Here is a 17,714-nt window from a genome sequence, read left to right as displayed (position 1 = left end):
ATGTCCCCAATCTGCTACTCCTGCGTTTTAATAGGCGCCATCATGATGGAGGTGCTTCAATTGATAGTGAAGCAAACTACCTCCATTTCTGGGAGAAAGAAATTTGTCTATGGAGAACATTTCAGAACTTGCATTGCCGTACGATATGCGGCTAGAGGATGCAGAAATACAGCTGGTAGAAGCTGCCAAAGCCAATCCCGCCAACTTTGCACCGCTCTACCAGTGTTACGCAATGCGTGTCTACCGCTACTTGCGCACACGCGCCAGCAGTGATGAAGATGCAGCCGACCTGACACAGCAGGTGTTTCTTCAAGTCCTTGAAGCTTTGCCTGATTATCGTGCACGCGGCATTCCATTTGCCGCCTGGCTCTTTCGCATCACTCGCCATGTAGCCATCGATCATCATCGACGCCACAAAAATACGCAGCACTGGGATCTCCTCCCGGATGCAACGCAGTCTCCGAGCGAGCAGGACCCTGAAGCAGTTGTGCTTAAGCACGAGAATCTCACCCATCTGCGCGGCCTCCTGGCCCGGCTCGATGTGCAGAAACGCGAATTACTAGCGCTACGCTTTGCAGCCGGGCTCAGTACCGTCGAAATAGCTCAGGTTGTTGGCAAAAGTCATGCCAGCGTCAAAAAACAGATCACACGCATCATACAATCTCTAAAGGAGCAGTATCGCCATGTATAAGCATAACCTCCAACAACGCTATCCCGATCTCTTCGAAAATCAGAACGATTCCGAACTCTACCAGTTTGTTGAGGACCTGGATGCGGCATACCATGCGCCTATGTCACCTCAGCTTCCTACGTGGTCACTCGTCCAGGCCCGCTATAGACACCTCCACCCTTTAAAAGTGACACCGACTCCCATCCTTCGTACCCAAATGGCGCCTATCCAATGGCTCTCCACACGGCTCTCCCTGTCTGCACGCAGCCTGGCAGTCATCGCCGCCCTCCTGGCTGTGCTTGTAGTTACAGGAACCGCTTACGCAGCCATCTCACCTTTCTTGGGTCCAGTTCTCTCTTCCCGCCCTGCTACCTCTTCCATGATGCAACGCAATTTGTTTCGTCAAATTCATCAGTCTCGCACTGTTGCTGGCGTCACCATCAACATTGAGGCAGCCTACGCTGATGCGAACGAACTGATTATCGCCAATACCCTGATCGCCGCTGATGGTCATACGGTCCTCGCGAATGAAAACAGTGCCCCAGATCACAATCAGGTGTCAGTTCTGCACATCGTGGTCTCAACAAAAGATGGCACTGTGCTGGGTGATACACACAGTGGGAAGCTCATAGTGGGGTCGAGTGCATTTCAGAATACCGACAAACACCGAGAGGCCCATGCGTTCTACGTTAACACTGACGGGATTACCGGCAATCCCCAGCAACTCGATATTCATCTGAAGATGGAGGTCGGCACAGGCGCAGCTTTCCGCACGCCGCACGTGCTAGGTTCGGCTACCTTCAATTTCTCCGTCCCTTTCCACCCAGGAGGGCTTATGAAACTGGGCAAGCAGCAGACAACAGATGGCGAGGCAATCACCTTACAGAGGGCAGCGATTACACCATCAGGTGTTCGCATCTTCATCAGCGGGCAACAATCCTGGGGGAAAGCAAGCCTTTTCGCTACCGTGAATGTTCCACAAGATCCGGGGAACTACAATGCGCAGTCAGGCAGCCCTCAAGATGATGGCTCCTTCCTTTTCACCTTCCCAAACAGCCTCTATGACAAGCATGGAACCTGGACCATTACCATCACCGAGCGAGAACAGCACCTCTTCGGCAAAATCCGAACCTGGACCTTCCACGTCAACAGACCATAAACGACAGTAATACCTGCAACCGCAGGCCAATCTGCCCTGCGGTTGCCCCCTGAGAGACAAAAGTTCACCATCACTCATCCACTAGTATGGTACATATCCTGGGCCTCCCTCTCTTTAGCACGACCTGTCCGAACCTTCAGCCGTGTTTCTAGATTGGCAGAACGAGCATGGCAAGGGAAAGCAGCACATTGAGCATTCGAATTGGCAACTTCTGCACACAATCATTCGCTTCTGGCGCGGTTTCTCTCGCCGTCAATGGTTGTGCTGTTCACTCTTCACGCCGATTGCTCACATGAAACCTCAAAACCTGCTAGCTCTTCGTGCTTTTTACCATCAGCGAACCACAAACCCCTTACCAGCGCTATCAACAACAATGTAGAGCATTTAACGAGCGTCTCCTGGGCGTGCTTCGCCGCGACCTGGCGGAGCGGCAGGCTGACTTTGACGCTGATCGCCATGATCTGGAGCTACAACGCCTTCATGCCGCGCAGGCCTTTCTGGTCCAGGTCCAAATAGAAGATGTCACCAGGAAACAAGAAGAGCTGGAGCAGCCAAAGCCAACCACACCCATCATTGTCGATGCCTCTCCACCACGAAAAACACGAACAAGATCCAGGCGACGATAACTGTCGTTTGACACATAACCTGGCTCTTGCCCTGGATCAAGACCCAGGTACGAATTTCATCTCGAAGTGCCATGGGATACACCTTGTTTCCTCCGCTCGCTTGAATTTTTTTCAAGTGTAGCGGATTTCTGGGAACATGGCTCACTTTTCTGGTAGCGAGTGGCTCGGCTATTAGTCTAGCGTTTACAGGCTCCATATTCGGCCAGTTCCTTGCGCCACTGATGAATAGAGGTATCGGAAATGCCCAACTCACGGGCCACTTGCACAATTGGCTTGCCGCTGGTCTGGGCTAGCCTCACCGCTTCGCGCTTAAACTTAGGCGTATAAGTCTTCTGGACTTTCTGCATGTTCTCTTCCCTCCTTCTGGAGAAGTATACGCTAAGCTTTTACTCCTCCGCAAAAGTGGGGGAATCTCATCGTGAATTGTAGCGAGCTTTTATACTCTTCGAACTCAAGATACGCCTGGACCAGCAGGCGATCAAATTCCTCCTCGGGAATGTTGTTTGCCGCACAGATGAGTGGCTTCATACCAAGTAACGCCGCTTGCGTATTGGTGAGGGACATTTGTCCGATACGTCCGGCCCACCGTCCTGTCGGAATGGAGACAGGGTGAGTATGGATATTCTCAACCGGCATCGTCTCTAGCAATGCGGGAATATTGCGGATCTGGAGCGAATCAATCCCCCTGATACTTTACGAATAACTTTGCCAGGGCTGGAAGCATAACATTGCTGTCTACGAGCTTGATTTGTAGAGCTTGTGGATGGCATATTTCTCGCTCTTGCGCCCATAACTTTGCCGGGAGTGCGAATTGGACGTTAATAGTTGCCAAAAGTACATATCTTGCATATTTCATTGCAGGAACCAGGCTTGAGGCAATGACCTGGAAGACGGCTACTGAGTGATTCCACGTAAAGAAACCATTGCAAAGACTCCACCAACAATCACGAGCAGACCTGTCCCAATCAGTATGGTGTCTATGGGACCAAAGGTAATACCGAGGATGACCATATGAACGTGCCATGACACCAGGCTCCCAGCGTATCCTGCGAGGGTAACAGACACAACGTAGGCCAACGTCCAGGCGGGTGTGAGTACAGCAAACACTCGCCCCGCAAGGTTGCGAGGTGTGATTTGAAGCATGAGTGGCTCTAAAGCAACATTATTTGCTGCATTTGGTATTCCTAGTAAGCCAAAGACGATAAGTGCCGAAAGAAAGTTTGTCATCCGAGCAAATACAAGGATAAGCGCTCCCACTGCTATCATTGAACTCCAGAAAGCTCTGGTGAAACCAAAACGTGGGACTAAGGGGCTAGCGAGCGCAGTTCCTACAATTGAGCCTATGCCAAAGGCCGTACTCAAGAAGCCATAAAGTACTGTGGGTGCATGGAGATTCTGAGTGAGAAAAAACACATCAAGTACATTTAATGCCCCGAGTCCAAACATGGCAATCATCAAGGAAATGGTGAGTGTCCTCACAACCGTATTTCTCGAAACAAACTGAAGGCCTTCCCAAAACTCAAGCCATATATGCCCTTTTGAATGAGTATGTGCGTTTCCTGCTTCACGGGAAGGGTGCACTAGTAACATGGTTAGGAACGAGATAATAAACGAAAAGGCATTGAACCCAAACGTCCACGAGACTCCAATTCCCAAAAGCAGTGGACTTGCCAGAGCCGGTCCAAGTATCATGGCGAGGTTAGTGACAACGAGATTCCATCCGCTTGCCCTGGCAAGTTCTGATTCTGCCACAATATCGCCAATCAGAGCGAATTGAGCAGGGGCGAAGAATTGAGTACAAACACTTGCAACAAAAACGACTCCATAAATGATGGCAAGCAGCCAGCTAAGAGGAAGATGCCCACCAGGGAAAAATGGGATAGGAAGAATTCCACTCGCAAAGAGCAGAAATGAGATCAGAATAGCCCGAATGGCATCCATCCACAGCATGGTTCGACGTTTGTCCCATCGATCAACAAAAACCCCTGCAAGCGGCTGAATGAGAAATCGAGGCAATGATTGAGCTAGGATGAGAGCGCTCACTGCCAGAGGGAGCCACGAGCGTCCTGGTGCAATGAAGGTAACCATCCAGAGGATGAGCGTTGTTCCGAAGAGGAAATCGCCAAAGGTCGAAAGCACTTGTCCACTCCAGAGCAGCAGAAAGTTGCGATTGATAAAGAAATGTTCTGCTTTGGTCAAGAACGAGAAGCGTGTTTCAGTAGACATACCACCATATCCTCACTTTCAATAGAAAGCTCTTGTACACAAACACCAGCCACTCGCTTGTGTTTATGATGCGCAGTGTACCTATGGAAGAGGAAGACTGTCACCCTCCCTTTGGGGGGAAAGTGGCCTCTTTAGGGGAAAAAGTAAAAGTGAGGAGACGATGGCTTTATGATAGGAAGCCGATTTGCCTGGCACATACAATGGCTTGTGTACGGCTATGCACATTGAGTTTGCTGTAGATTTGTTTGAGATGCCATTTGATCGTACTTTTTGCAACGATCAAGGTATCAGCGATCTCTTGATTCGAGCGGCCCTCAGCCAGAAGGCGTAGAACCTCCAGTTCACGCTTGTTCAGGGTGACAAGTGACTGCTGCACAGGCTGATGAGGAGAGGAAATGTTATGCGGCTCGGAATTATGGTGTGCAAAGTCTGGAAAGCGTGATTGTACGACGGAGAGCGCGGAATTCTCGCGTGCCACGATATGCACGGGATATATCCTTGGGAAAGGAGTGCTGAGACCAAGTGTATGTGCATGGAGAGAGAGATCCACATCTTGCTGAGTGATAGAGGTCTCTAACACATGAGGCTCAGATTCTTGAAGGTAGTTGAGGGCCTCATCGACGTTAGTTGCACACGCCCATATCCATTGAAACTGGGCTCCGACAGTTTCCTGGGGCAACCAGAGCGACCCCCTGCATAGTGTCAAATGGCGTGCTGGCTGCAAGGCAAGGGCACCTGTACTCTTTTGCTTCAACCGTTGAACCTTCTTTGACATCCTGTCTCACCTTCTTTGGATATTGTAAATTTTGGAATTCCGTGGGTCTTACACACTCTCGATGCCGCTGGCGAACCTTGGAGAGAGCCATGAGACAGCCAGGTAACAAGTGCATTGTGGGTGTTCTCGGAGCGGCTAACATTCGCGAACCAAGCAGATGCCCAGCACAAGATGCAATTGTTGATCTATTCTGCATCACGCTGAAGACTCATAGATCTTCAGCGTGATTAAGATCCAGACGCGCTCTTTACAATGCCATCCTGATGCTTCTGAGGAGGATTCGCCAGCGGTATCACTCTCGGTGAAGCTCGCTTGCTTTGAAAATTACTCGTAGATTTGGCCTAACCAGAGCAGGATAGCAAGATCGAGCCAACTAGCATCAGTCGATGTCCCGTCTTCTTGAATTGACTGGGGAGCACATTGTAAATAAGAGGAGGGATCAAAGTTGAACCATCGATGCCCAGTTGGGGAATCAATGCCATAAAAGCGCCATTCGTTCTCAAGCAGACCAGCCTGAACCATGCGATGGAGATCGGCGATTTGGTAGCAAATCATCTGTTGAAGCACAGAGAAGGGCTGCTCGTGGTCGTCTTTGTCGAGATCGGGAGGCACGTCATACGAGAGCCATGCCTCATGAAAGGGCAGGGGTTCAACCAGGAAGGCATCCTGCAACAGCTGCCCAAGCAGAGCATAGGTCACTGGCTTCGCCTGAGCCTGCTGGATAAGGTTCCAGAGCGCCCGCAAGTATTCCTCTAACGACTTAGGAGTGGTAGACGCTATTCCATCAGCAAGAAGAAGGACAAAGCGACGAAAATCTCCAATGGTTTTGATCTGGGAGGGGTCCATCTCCATGTTCATTCCTTTTTTGTTTTTGAGACAGCTTACAGAGAACGAGCACTTCTGTCAAGATGAACCTGAGAGCAACAACTGCTGCATCCCAGCAGAACTGCTACAAAGCATGGAGAACCCGCTGGCAGAGCAAAGGGAAGCCTGCTCGTCCATACCCCATCCTTTTGATCAACTTGAGCTTGTTCACATGGCCCTCAACGATGCCGTTGCTTTCGGGCCTCGTCAAGCCCGCTTGTACTGCCGCTTTATCTCGTTCAACCCCCAGGACGAAGCTCTGAAATTCGGGAATCTGGCTGGCTACGGCTTTGGCCAGCCAGGCATCAAGGTCTTCCCCAGTGCGTGTGCGCAGCATCTTGGCAAACTCTTGAACGAGAGTATACGCCAGGTCCAGTTCGGGATGGCTTTGGCAGAGTTGGAGAATGGTCCCTCGTTCCTCTTCATTCAGGTCTTCAGGCCGCCGCAGGAAGAGAAACATCACGTGCCGCACTGGCGGAGGAGCTGGGGAGAGCTTGGCCCCTTTGCATGCGTTCTTTTTGCCTCTGGGAAGTCGGCGAACCAGGTGATCCCGCACACTCGCATATGACCCCTTGTAACCTTGGGCCACGAGGTCTTGATGAAGATGAACCATATTGTGGCACCCCGACTCCCACCGCTGAAACAGGTACGGAAGATAGGGGTCGATACGGCTCACATACGGACCGCGCGTGGTCTCAGGATACACGCCAGCGGCGAGCCAGTTGCTGACCGTGCTCGAACTGAGGTAGTGTTGCAAAGAAAAAGCTGATCTGCTACAGTGAGGGAGAAAAGAGCGAGAGAGGTCTCCACCATGAGCAACCACAGCCCGAATCCCTTCAAATGGCGTCACTTCCAGTCTGACCTCATTCTGCTGTGTGTTCGCTGGTATCTTCGCTATGCGCTCAGCTATCGGGACCTCGAAGAAATCATGCTGGAACGGGGGACTGCATGTGGATCACCCCACGATGTACCGTTGGGTCCAGCAATATGCACCTGAAATCGAACGGCGTTGCCGTCCTCATTTGAAGCTCACTACCGACTCTTGGCGGGTTGATGAGACGTCTATCAAAGTCAAAAAAGAGTGGGTGTATCTCTATCGAGCAGTGGACTCTCAGGGCAAGACACTCGATTTCTTTTTCAGCCCGACCAGAGACACGCAAGCCGCCAGAGAGTTCTTGCTCAAAACCCTTGCAGCCTCCCATACCAGCGCGCCACGAGTCATCAACGTCGACAAAAACGCAGCCTATCCCAAAGCGTTTGCAGAACTCAAAACGGAGGGAGACATCCCTGAACAGTGCGCATTGCGGCAAGTCAAATACCTCAACAACAGAGTCGAACAGGACCACCGCTTCATCAAACGGTTGACGAAACCAGGAATGGGCTTCTTTTCATTTGAGACAGCCTGGCGAACCTTACAAGGGTTCGAAACGATGAACATGATGAGGAAAGGGCAAGTGCAAGGAGTAGCAAAAGGAGATGTGGGAGGGTGGGTGATCTTGGTGGCCACACTCTTTGGAGTGACAGCGTAAGAATGATTGTGAGGACCCATCACACCCAGCTTCCCCTTTGCAATTTCTTGCAACATAATCAAAAGATTTTGCGGCTGCAACCTGGGTTCTGGCAGCGAAAGCGGCGTACTTCGACGATCCAACGGACAGATTGACCACAACAAGGGAGATCAGCCCATTGTCTCTTGTAGCGAGAGTGAACCCGTCTTGACGGCTCTTGACAAAGAGGGCAGGGAGCTTCCACAGCCGTTGTTGCAGTAGTGGCCGTAATTTCATGGGTCACATGGTCAATGGTAAGGTTTATGAGGTCAAGCTGGGCTGCATCAGGTAAGAGGTTTAACGTTGCCATCGGAAACTCCATCTTCCATGCAGGTCACGATCAACCTTGATCTCCAAGTGTACATTACAGAGTTCCCAATGGCTATTAAATTATCATCAAAAGTTCGTCAGACCCGGTCACTTGGGTTCACTCCATTGTTCTTCTTTCGAACCTTTCATCCTGGTAGTTCGGCCCGAGATCAAGAGAGAAAATCAAGGCTCCTGCTTTCAGGGTGTCCTGCTTGCTGATAGACATACCAACACGTCGTGAGATCCTGAAAAGCCAGGCCTACACCGCCATAGATGGTAATTTGCTCCGCACTCATGCGCCCTGATTTCACCCCAGCAATAACTTCGCCCAATTCAGCATGCACCGCTCGTCCATCCAGGCCGACACTCCCCAGCGCCCCCATACGTATCGCCTGATCGCGGTCATCACAGACAAAGAGGCCGTGTTGAATCAGATCAGCAGCCACCTCGCACTTGCCCGGTTCATCCGGTCCCAGCGTGGTGATATGAGTGCCGGGCTGTACCATGTTGGGAAAGAGAAATGGCTCACGCGACCAGGTGGCAGAGACAATGATCTCCGCGCGTTCAGTCGCATCGGCAAGAGAGGAGGCCGCACGCACTGGAAACGGCAATTCCTCACTCATCAACTGGACAAATGCATCGGCTTTCCCGGGCGCGGTGTCATACACCAGAACCTGCGTAAGCGAGCGCACGAGCGTCAGGCAGCGCAGTTGCCACGCCCCTTGCACCCCGGCCCCAATGAGAGCCACCCGTCCAGCATCCGGGCGCGCGAGTAGATCCGCTGCCAGCGCGCCTGCCAGCCCGGTGCGCACGGCTGTGATAGCTGTAGAGTCCATGATAGCGAGCAGGTTCCCCGTCTCCAGATCGTGCAGCAGCAGAACCCCTTTAATAGCTGGTTGCTGACTGGGAAACTTGGCATGGACTTTCACCGTATAGGCGGGAATGCCGGGAAGCAGGCCAGGAAACAAGAGCATGGCACCTTTAGCATCCTGTCCAGGCAGAGGCGAACGCACACGCTGAGCAGGAATGGGACGCTCCAACGAATAAGCCTGGAAGGCCTGGCGCATCTCAGATAACAAGGCAGGTAGGTGCAACAAAGGCTCGACCTCTGAACGGGTCAGCAAGACAGTAGTCATGATAGATCACGCTCCAGCAAGACAGATTTGGGTCTATCTTTGTAGATTTTCTATAGAGAGACAAGAGCCAATGATACAGAAGCTCAGGCAGCCATTCTCTTCGGGGTCACGATCTCAAAAGACAGCAAGATGCCTATATTACCCTGTAAATATTGAAATTCGATGAGGTACTCTTTTGGGAATTATGTGAGGTAATCTCCACGTGGGAAAAGAGTCCGAATGGCCTGTGAAGCGGTTTTTCTTGATAAAAGATTACCTCAGGTAATTGTCAAAATTACCTCACGGAATTTCAATATTTACAGCGGAGATGGCTCATTTCTCTGACAGAAAAACAGAACTATGAATGTCAGAAAACGGTCCAGCCTGTTGAAAAAATCTAGATACTCTCATCACTTTCCCCTTGGAGCGCAAAATTTGAGCATAAATGGTTGCGAGATCGCAAGGTATGCTCATCCATTGGAGACTTTTTCAACAGGCTGGTTCGTTTGGTGGGTGACGAAAGGGGATCTGGAGGCCCTCGATCCATCCAGATAAAGATGCTGTTGCGCGCATAGGAAGAGTACGCACATTTGCACCCCGACGTTGGTCCCCCCTATTTGTTTTCCAATTCAAAGAGTGAGTGGCCGATCACTGCACGCTCAAACTCCTCCAGTGACGAGTCCGCAGTCACGCCAAACGTGTGAGCGAAGGGATGGCCATCCTTGACTTCTTCTCGCATAACCAGGGCCGCCTCAGCACTGGGCAGTTCTCTTGCCACAACCGTTTCCTCCTTGCGCCCCCGCGAAAGTCGAGCCTCTCCTGCTGCCCGCAGATTGAGCGCCCAATTCACTCTTCCAAAGGGGGAGGCCACATAGCGCTTCCCGTTGCGCTCAAGAAGGGCAACCGGGACTCTACGCATCTGCCCGCTTTTGCGCCCACGCACCATCAGCAGATATATGCGGTATTTCCCAAAGAAAATGTAGGGGCCCCGGATCGGCAAGCCCGCGCGCAAGAGGGTCGTGGTCAGCAGATTTGCCACGCGGACATAGTAGGGGGCCTGATATGTTTTTGCCATAGTTTTTTCTCCTTCTCTAAGAAAGTGAAAGGTTTCGATGTCTTAGGGAAATGGAGGAGCTAACAAAGAAAGCATGCGTCGGGAGGCAGCGAGCATGATGAATGCCTCTGAGCTTGCAGGAAGCCCCTCATGATCGCGACAGAGTCGCCTCCATCGGGTAATCCAGGCCAAGCTGCGTTCAACGACCCATCTTCTGGGAAGCGGGCGGAAACCTGAAGAGGATGCATTCTCCTTCTTCGTCGTCGCCAAATCGCACGTTCCTTGATCTGAGGAGGAGTCCACTGGACGCCGAATGGTCTCAGTGAGCCAGCCCAGATGCTGGAGGAGCCAGAGGATCATATCGCCAGCATAATGGCTATCACCCCAAACCAGCTTGATTCTGGGAAACAAGCCCACCAGTAGCTCAAGCATGCGTTTGCCTCCTTGTTGGTCGGAGCGTGAGGCAGCAGTGACTTTGACTGCCAACACATTGCCTTGCGTATCAACCAGGATGTGACGCTTGCGCCCCCAGATTTTTTTCCCGCTGTCGTAGCCTTTTTCAGGGCCACGAACGGCACTGGTTTTGAGAGATTGGCTATCGATGATCGCGGCAGAAGGCTCAGGGGCTCGGTCGTGTTGGATGCGGACCTGCTTACGCAGGGCGTGCAAGATCTGCTCCCAGACCCCTTCGCGTTGCCAGCGTCGAAAGTACCAATAGACGGTATCCCACGCTGGCAAATCATGGGGAAGCATCCGCCAGGGGCAACCGCTACGCAATACGTACAACATGGCATTCGCGATCTCACGTCGCTCGTACATCAGGTGAGGTGCGTCTGGGGCGGCAGGTGGAATCAAAGGTTCCAAGATGGCCCACTGCGCATCTGTCAGATCGGAAGGATAGGTTTGCCTGGATATGGCGCTCTTTTCCTTTTCTGCTCTTCATGCTAGTTCCTATGAGTGATTCCTATTCCGTTCTCTCGGCCAACTTTATCAAAACCTGACACTTTCTAAGTAGTTACGTTGTGTCCCGCACAACATCAAATGGATCTGTCTCAACTTATGGTTTGAGGACACGTTCTTGCCCGCATTCTTGTTTCCTTATGACCAACGGGTGGAGTCATCACAAATAAAGAGGGTTGAACTGTCTAATTTGGGACAGCTTTCCTGTCTGATTTTGCCCATGCCAGACCGAATGGCTCATCCACCCTCAGAGAGCAGAATGGGACTGCTCATCTCGGGTTCTGTCAGAACTCGGAAGATAATTTGGCCTGGAGGCCACTTACGGGGTATGCTTGTGAAAAGCCAATATATGATGAGGAGTGATCTATGAATTGCCCACACTGTCTATCCCCTTCCACAAAAGAGCAGCGTCAAAAAACCATCCTCGGATATCGGATATTCCGCTGTTTGGCTTGCAAACATCTTTTTAATGAACGCACCAGCACTCCCTTCAATTATCTCGAATATCCTACAGATATCGTTCTCCTCGTCGTTCTGTGGCAGTTACGCTACAAACTGAGCCTTCGTGATATGGCCGAAATGTTTTTGGAGCGTGGATGGACCTTCACCCACGAAACGATCAGAGATTGGGAAGCGCGATTTGCCCCGTTGCTTGCAGACCAATTGCGAGGAAAGCGGCATGGACAAGCAGGGAAATCCTGGTACATTGATGAAACATATATCAAAGTCTGTGGAAAGTGGTGTTACCTTTATCGGGCGATTGATCACGATGGCAACTTGGTGGATTCTCTCTTGAGCAAGACGCGGGATATGGAGGCGGCTAAGCGGTTTTTCAGACAAGACGTCGCCGTCGTTGGTCATACGCCTGAATGTGTGACGACAGATGGACATACCTCCTCTCCACGAGCAGTACGTGAGACACTGGGCAGACATGTGCTTCATCGAACCAACAAATACCTCAATAATCTCCTGGAACAAGATCATCGAGGGGTCAAGCAACGGTATTATCCATGCATGGCTTTGGAAACTTTGACTCGACTGCTCATTTTTGTTGTGCTTTTGACGAACTGCAGAACTTTCTCCGTCCTCGTTCCACTATAGGAAAACCAACCTCACTCTCAGAGCAACGACAAGCTTTCCTTGATCGGATTGCTGCCTTGAAAGAAGCGATACAAGCAATCTCATAACGAAAGATAGCAGTCTCTCAACAGGCACTGTTCCCTGATAAGCTTCTGTGTCCTCAGTCCTGACACTACCATTCTCAAGAGATCGTTCTCTTTTCCACATGCGCGAGAATGGCGTGCGCTGCCTGGAGTGGGGAGAGATGGGTGATGTCCAACTCAAGACAGTTGGGATGGCCAATGCGTAAGAGCTTGTAGGTTCGTATGTTCTCTCGCGTCCTGTCAGCGTTGGTTTCCTTGAAGCGCATAGCTCGCTCTGGAGAACTAACACGACGGTATATCTCCTCTGGTTCGCAGCGCAGGATCACTGGTACGAGCAGCGCATTGCGTTTGGTCGCCAGGATTGCGACGTCCTCATACCAACGGCGATCCATCGACTTCCTTTCGTAGAGCTCATTAGTGAAAAGAAAGCTGGTCCCTGGCTGCGCCAATTCCGCAATCGTGTCCAGGATGATCCGGCGGATGCTCTCGATCTTTGGCCATACCGAGGATATCAAAGGTGTTTTCCCGTCAGCGCCAACGACACTGAAGACCGGATTGTTGATCAGCTGGCTATCCACGATCACCGCACCTGTCAGCGCTGCGATTTCTTTGGCAATGGTATATTTGCCAGTCCCAGCATACGCGATGAGATACACAATAGTATTCTTCATTCTGTCATGACTCCAGGAAGTTTGAGGGAAGAACCTCACACATAAACGCGCTGCCCTCATCAGGGCACTTGCTTCCTTTTCTCCTGGGCCTGCAGCCTTGTCACATGGAGGGTTGACACCAAGAATCAAAGCTGTTATTGCCCGGCTAAAAAATGATAGCGTCCCATAAGGCAGGTAACCTCTTTCTTGACTCCCATAGCGTTGAGTATACTATAACAGCAGAACGTGATAATAAAACAAACTCATCATTTCACCAAGAATGGGCCAGATCCGAAATGTGAGCGCTTGCCCCCAATCATGAGCACCGAGAGGAAGGTGCCGGGAAAACCGCTTCCCATCTTGCTTCGTCCATCAGTGTCCTTTAAATTGGCTGCTTTTCATATACGAAGATGCGAGCGTCGGTGCATATCCAGTTCAGAAGCAGGGCGCTTTTCGTCCTGCTTGAAAGCGAGCGTGAGAAACGAGCATCCAGCCATCTCAATCCTCGTTCTTCCACTCAGTGAAGAACCTCTCGTTCAGATCGGAAGGAGTAAGCTGCTCTTTCAGGAGTTGGTGCAAGCGCCTTGGTCGTTGGGATCCTTGCAAGATCGGTTCCAGCAGCCGACGACCGTAAAAGTAGGTAAATGTATAGGTCAGATGGAATGGGCGGTGCAATGAGGCAAGCGCACGAGACACAGCCTCTTCATCCATCAGTGCGTAACGCATGAGATAGCTTCTCACTTCTGCATCAGGGCGACCTTCGGAGAGCAACCAGGCGGCATTGCACCACACTCCCCATAAGAGATCAGTGGCCTGCTGGATCTTCCTCAGATCGAAGTGAACCGGGCTTATGCCTGCCTCTGGGTAGATCTGTTCAGCTAACCACTGCTCCTCTTCTCCAGGGGCAAAGAGCATCTCATGAGCCAAGAGGGCAAGTCCTTCACTGATCACAAACTGAGGCGTGTAAAGCAAATTCACCCGTTGTTCCAGATATCCTCGCTGTTGGATAAGCGCCTCGTCTTTGAGCACAGCCTCCGCCAGGTGGCCGGGATACCCTTCATGGCAGAGTACATAGAACAAATCAGTAAGAGGAAAAGGCACATTGGGATTGAGAAGGATACGTGAGCGATAGTTTCCCAGGTAAGAGGCGACAGCCCTCACCGGCTGATCCGTGATGGTCTGGATCTCTATGTGCTCTTCCGCGGGCAAGGGAACAAGTACCTGTGTGCGGCGTCTCGCTTCCGTTAAGGCACGCTGAAAAAAAGAGGGCAACACATGGGCTTTCTCTGGTGGCAAGGTCAAGGATGCCTTCCAGTGCTGTAAGCGCTCAGCGATGCTGCCACTCCCAGGCAACCCTTCATCATAGAGGGTGTAGGCTTGCTCGAAGATGCTCTCGGGTACCCACTCCACGTGGAGATCAAAGCAGCGCCAGACCTCCTCCTGCAGCGAAAAGTGCTCCCCAAGCATTCGACGACTGACTGTTTCAAGCGCGCGAAGGTGTTTCGCCAGATAGGCTGTGCGTTGCGGCTCGAAATGCTGCTGATGCACTGTCGCGCTCAACGCCTTCGCCTCGCGTAGCAGTGCCTCTGCCGGATGAACAGGCTCATGTTGCACTTGTTCGTACCATTCCGGAGGCAGATATTCCTCAGAAGGCGAATACGGCGTATGCGCATCAATAGCTTTTTGCAGTCGAAGCACCAAAACGGTGTAATCACATAACCAGTTTCTCCTCAAAAGGCCTAATCCTTCCTATTGGTGCGATCACCAGTCTCCCTGATGCACGAATGATACATGAAGTGTTCGCACCGAGCAGCCCGTCTCTCGGCGAAGGGCATCATTTACAATTCCTAGAAGGAGTATATCAGGTGTGGAGCTTAGCAATTTCTCGTATTCTAGCTTTAATGGCAGGTACTGCCTGGGTCGAGTGGTCAATTGGGCGTCAGCTCGATATGCACGGTCCGATAGTCTCTCAGCCGGTGGACAAGCGGAATAAGGAAACCATGCAGCACAGGATACTTGCAGGCAAGGGCGTGAGCAGCATGGAGCGCCTCACTCCCATCCAGCACCCGAGCGTGGGCACGGCTCGCAGGACCGGTGGGCTGACCGCGCCAGGTCGCTGGGGCGATCTCGACCATGGGGTTGTTGCGGATGCGCCTGAACTTCCATGTTTTGTCCCACATACGCACGAAGGCGTGCTCCCTGTTGACGGCGATATGCACCGGCGTACCCACCGAGGTGCCGTTGCGGCGATAGCTCGTGAGCAGGATTGTCTTCGGACGAACGAAGCGTTCGAGAGCCTGTGTTGGGTTCGTCATGGCAAGACCTCCTTCTCGCTCGATGGGCTCTTTCCTGATGGAGCGCTTTGCGCTTGATACTGATTGAAGTAGGCATGCCAGAGATGCAGGTGCGGTTCAAAAGCCCGCTCCAGCACCGCGGGATCGTGTGCGACGATCTCCCGCGCCTGCGCTTCGCTCGCGACATCGAGAATGCCCAGACCGCCCTGATTGTCCACAAAAGCACCACCCATGAGCAGCTTCCTGGCCATAAAAAACTGCTTCATATACCTGCCATGTTCACGATAAAAGGGTTGCTCAGACACCGTCTTCCCAGTCTGCCAGGCCGGGCCATGAGTGTAGATCACGACAAACATTGCTGACTCTCCTTTGCAAACCACTGTTGGACAAGCTGATATAAAACGCCGAGATCCTCGCCCTCAATGGGGGGAATGATATGCTGGCTGCCCCACGTAGAGACTGTAGAGGACTCTGGCAAGAGACTGTGCGTACAGATGATCGGCCCTGGTGGCAAAGACCACCGCTTCCAGATACGCCAGCCGCTGCTGATCGATGCGCTGCTGGTGAACGCGCACCTGTTCATCTTGTAAGGCCCAGGCGCGCAGAGCCACATCGAGCCGAGGAGGATGTAAGCTCGCTCGTATCACCCGTGCCAGCTTTTCTGGTGGTGAATCCTCCTGTTCTGCCCATTGGATAATACGAAGTGTTCCCTCTTCTTCCCAAAACTCCAGTAACCGCTGCTTAAAGTCCTGGGAATTGGCGAAGTGGTGGTAAAAGGACCCTTTGGTCACCCCAAGTCGGCTGGTCAAGGACTCAATGGTGAGCGCTTCGGCTCCTGCCTCTTCAAGCAGGGCGAGTCCTTCCTCGAGCCATCTGCGTCTGCTGAGTTGCGCCATGACCGATTCCTCCCTTTGCTCGACACGTTTCTCTTCCTCATATCATACCATATGGTATGGTATGTTTGCAAGGAATGAACGCTCTTTGGTGTACGTCAATTTTTTGCAGAGAGATGGGCAAGGGAGAAAGAAGGTGATAGGATAGGGAAAAGAAAAAGAGGAGGCAACCATGGACGAAGCGTTGGAAAAACGTTGGCAGGAACTGAGCGCATAGGTGCTCAGTGGCATGAAAGAATGGCGTCTTGCCCACCCCAAAGCCACCTTTCGTGAGATTGAGGAGGCTATACGAGAGCGCATGAGTCGACTGGAAGCTCAACTCCTCCAAGAGACGGCCCTGGCATCTGACCTCACCGATTGGCAAGAGGCTCCCGAGGAAGAACGTCCCGCATGCCCCAACTGTGGCACCCCCTTGCAGGCACGAGGCCAACGAATGTGAACCTTGCAAAGCCGAGGAGACCAAGACATCAGCTTGCATCGCAGCTATGGAACCTGTCCGGCTGTTTTCTCTTCGATTTTAACCTATGCATCTCAAGGTGTCTCTGCTCTTGAACGTATTATATGCTCATCAAATAATGTCAGGGAGAGAAGTGGCTGGCCCTGGATATCCATTCACCTCCCCTATACCGAAAATGATGACACACAGGCCCTCTAGCTAATGAGCCTACAGGGCCTTTCTTTTATTCATTGAACACCAATGCTCGTGGCTGATGATACCAATTGACAATATTATTGCAAATGGTAAGGCGCACTTGAAACCTGGAAAACAAGCACACAAGAACAAGTCATTACGGCGAAACTCTGATATACTTCACGTGGGTCAAAAGAAAAAGAAGGATTTGATGATGAAAAAGCGTCATACCGGTATTGTCAACTTGGGAATGTAGCTGAACAATGTGCTAGAATAACTGCATGAAAACAACCCCCACGGCTCCAAGCTACAAAGGCTTTCGCTTCCCACCAGAAATCATCAGCCACGCAGTGTGGCTGTATTTCCGCTTCTCGCTCAGTTTTCGCGATGTTGAAGAGCTTCTGGCGCAGCGCGGAATCGTCGTGACGTATGAAACAGTGCGCCAGTGGTGCCTTCAATTTGGGCAAGTGTATGCCAACGAACTGCGCTGTCGCCGTCCGAAAACGGGAGATACATGGCATCTGGACGAGGTGTGCCTGAAAATTAATGGCAAAACCCACTATTTGTGGCGAGCTGTTGATCAGTATGGCAACGTGCTGGATATCCTTGTTCAGAGCCGACGCAACAAGAATGCGGCCAAAAAGTTCTTCCGCAAGCTCCTCAAAAGGCTGCACCACGTGCCACGCGTGATCATCACTGATAAATTGAAGAGCTATGGAGCAGCGAAACGCGAGATCCTGCCTGGCGTGGAGCATCGGCAACACAAAGGATTGAACAA

19 protein-coding genes and 3 pseudogenes are annotated in these 17,714 nt (G+C 51.7%); 7 read left to right on the top strand and 15 right to left on the bottom strand.

The genetic code is table 11. The annotated features are described in order from the left end of the window. The first annotated feature begins 109 nt into the window (after positions 1 to 109). From KRAC_RS60095 to KRAC_RS60085, 3 genes are all read left to right on the top strand, one after another. Entirely contained in the window at positions 110 to 691 is a 582-nt protein-coding gene (locus KRAC_RS60095; protein ID WP_007923689.1) for an RNA polymerase sigma factor, read from the top strand. Next, positions 684 to 1,829 carry a DUF4179 domain-containing protein gene (locus KRAC_RS60090; protein WP_007923688.1) on the top strand — a complete coding sequence of 382 codons (1,146 nt, stop codon included), beginning with the start codon at positions 684 to 686 and terminating at the stop codon, positions 1,827 to 1,829. The genes KRAC_RS60095 and KRAC_RS60090 overlap by 8 nt, the downstream gene beginning before the upstream one ends. A gap of 320 nt (positions 1,830 to 2,149) precedes the next feature. Then, the gene (locus tag KRAC_RS60085) at positions 2,150 to 2,455 is read left to right on the top strand and encodes a hypothetical protein (protein ID WP_040449027.1); all 306 of its coding nucleotides are present in this window, start codon (positions 2,150 to 2,152) and stop codon (positions 2,453 to 2,455) included. A 191-nt stretch (positions 2,456 to 2,646) separates the two neighbouring features. Here KRAC_RS60085 and KRAC_RS68765 read toward each other — a convergent pair. The 6 genes and pseudogenes from KRAC_RS68765 to KRAC_RS60055 form a co-directional block, all read right to left on the bottom strand. Beyond that, positions 2,647 to 2,802, bottom strand: a pseudogene (locus KRAC_RS68765) (transposase); the annotation flags it as partial. Between the two features lie 31 nt (positions 2,803 to 2,833). Further along, positions 2,834 to 3,091 carry a hypothetical protein gene (locus KRAC_RS60075; protein WP_040449026.1) on the bottom strand — a complete coding sequence of 86 codons (258 nt, stop codon included), beginning with the start codon at positions 3,089 to 3,091 and terminating at the stop codon, positions 2,834 to 2,836. Positions 3,092 to 3,349: 258 nt separating this feature from the next. Further along, positions 3,350 to 4,654, bottom strand: coding sequence for an MFS transporter (locus KRAC_RS60070; protein ID WP_244422670.1), 1,305 nt, complete (start codon positions 4,652 to 4,654; stop codon positions 3,350 to 3,352). A 193-nt stretch (positions 4,655 to 4,847) separates the two neighbouring features. After that, the gene (locus KRAC_RS64905) at positions 4,848 to 5,456 is read right to left on the bottom strand and encodes a helix-turn-helix transcriptional regulator (RefSeq protein WP_007923684.1); all 609 of its coding nucleotides are present in this window, start codon (positions 5,454 to 5,456) and stop codon (positions 4,848 to 4,850) included. 324 nt (positions 5,457 to 5,780) lie between these two features. After that, positions 5,781 to 6,308 carry a hypothetical protein gene (locus KRAC_RS64900; RefSeq protein ID WP_007923683.1) on the bottom strand — a complete coding sequence of 176 codons (528 nt, stop codon included), beginning with the start codon at positions 6,306 to 6,308 and terminating at the stop codon, positions 5,781 to 5,783. A 97-nt stretch (positions 6,309 to 6,405) separates the two neighbouring features. Beyond that, positions 6,406 to 7,077 (bottom strand): transposase, encoded by a 672-nt coding sequence (locus KRAC_RS60055; RefSeq protein ID WP_157508445.1) that lies wholly within the window; start codon positions 7,075 to 7,077, stop codon positions 6,406 to 6,408. Between the two features lie 54 nt (positions 7,078 to 7,131). Between KRAC_RS60055 and KRAC_RS60050 the strand changes: the two are divergent. After that, positions 7,132 to 7,849: pseudogene (locus KRAC_RS60050) on the top strand (IS6 family transposase). Between the two features lie 58 nt (positions 7,850 to 7,907). Here the strand turns inward: KRAC_RS60050 and KRAC_RS68760 are convergent. From KRAC_RS68760 to KRAC_RS60035, 4 genes are all read right to left on the bottom strand, one after another. Continuing rightward, a complete protein-coding gene (locus KRAC_RS68760; RefSeq protein ID WP_007923682.1) occupies positions 7,908 to 8,177 on the bottom strand; it encodes a transposase family protein in 270 nt (89 codons plus the stop codon). Positions 8,178 to 8,346: 169 nt separating this feature from the next. Beyond that, positions 8,347 to 9,312: an ornithine cyclodeaminase family protein gene (locus KRAC_RS60045; RefSeq protein WP_007923681.1), complete on the bottom strand. Its 966-nt coding sequence runs from the start codon at positions 9,310 to 9,312 to the stop codon at positions 8,347 to 8,349. Between the two features lie 592 nt (positions 9,313 to 9,904). Beyond that, on the bottom strand, positions 9,905 to 10,366 hold the full coding sequence (locus KRAC_RS60040; protein WP_007923680.1) for a nitroreductase family deazaflavin-dependent oxidoreductase: 462 nt from the start codon (positions 10,364 to 10,366) through the stop codon (positions 9,905 to 9,907). A 42-nt stretch (positions 10,367 to 10,408) separates the two neighbouring features. Beyond that, positions 10,409 to 11,260 carry an IS5 family transposase gene (locus KRAC_RS60035; protein WP_040449024.1) on the bottom strand — a complete coding sequence of 284 codons (852 nt, stop codon included), beginning with the start codon at positions 11,258 to 11,260 and terminating at the stop codon, positions 10,409 to 10,411. A 411-nt stretch (positions 11,261 to 11,671) separates the two neighbouring features. Between KRAC_RS60035 and KRAC_RS60030 the strand changes: the two are divergent. Continuing rightward, positions 11,672 to 12,492 (top strand): annotated as a pseudogene (locus KRAC_RS60030) (IS6 family transposase). 74 nt (positions 12,493 to 12,566) lie between these two features. On the opposite strand, the gene KRAC_RS60025 reads toward KRAC_RS60030, so the two are convergent. The 5 genes from KRAC_RS60025 to KRAC_RS60005 all read right to left on the bottom strand — a co-directional run bounded on the left by KRAC_RS60025 (position 12,567) and on the right by KRAC_RS60005 (position 16,308). Further along, positions 12,567 to 13,139, bottom strand: coding sequence for a P-loop nucleotide/nucleoside kinase family protein (locus tag KRAC_RS60025; protein ID WP_007923677.1), 573 nt, complete (start codon positions 13,137 to 13,139; stop codon positions 12,567 to 12,569). A gap of 477 nt (positions 13,140 to 13,616) precedes the next feature. Then, complete coding sequence (locus KRAC_RS60020) at positions 13,617 to 14,732, bottom strand: hypothetical protein (RefSeq protein WP_244422668.1); 1,116 nt, start codon at positions 14,730 to 14,732, stop codon at positions 13,617 to 13,619. A 314-nt stretch (positions 14,733 to 15,046) separates the two neighbouring features. After that, entirely contained in the window at positions 15,047 to 15,433 is a 387-nt protein-coding gene (locus KRAC_RS60015) for a PPOX class F420-dependent oxidoreductase (RefSeq protein WP_007923675.1), read from the bottom strand. Then, on the bottom strand, positions 15,430 to 15,768 hold the full coding sequence (locus tag KRAC_RS60010) for a YciI family protein (protein WP_007923672.1): 339 nt from the start codon (positions 15,766 to 15,768) through the stop codon (positions 15,430 to 15,432). The genes KRAC_RS60015 and KRAC_RS60010 overlap by 4 nt, the downstream gene beginning before the upstream one ends. Positions 15,769 to 15,831: 63 nt before the next feature. Further along, positions 15,832 to 16,308: a TetR/AcrR family transcriptional regulator gene (locus KRAC_RS60005; RefSeq protein ID WP_007923671.1), complete on the bottom strand. Its 477-nt coding sequence runs from the start codon at positions 16,306 to 16,308 to the stop codon at positions 15,832 to 15,834. 226 nt (positions 16,309 to 16,534) lie between these two features. Here KRAC_RS60005 and KRAC_RS60000 point away from each other — a divergent pair, with 226 nt between their 5' ends. After that, the gene (locus KRAC_RS60000) at positions 16,535 to 16,744 is read left to right on the top strand and encodes a hypothetical protein (protein ID WP_157508443.1); all 210 of its coding nucleotides are present in this window, start codon (positions 16,535 to 16,537) and stop codon (positions 16,742 to 16,744) included. 473 nt (positions 16,745 to 17,217) lie between these two features. Beyond that, a partial coding sequence (locus tag KRAC_RS59995) for an IS6 family transposase (protein WP_007923669.1) occupies positions 17,218 to 17,714 on the top strand: 497 nt, incomplete at its 3' end.

The sequence above is a fragment of the Ktedonobacter racemifer DSM 44963 genome (assembly GCF_000178855.1).
Lineage (GTDB): Bacteria > Chloroflexota > Ktedonobacteria > Ktedonobacterales > Ktedonobacteraceae > Ktedonobacter > Ktedonobacter racemifer.
This window is presented reverse-complemented; position numbering and strand designations above follow the sequence as displayed.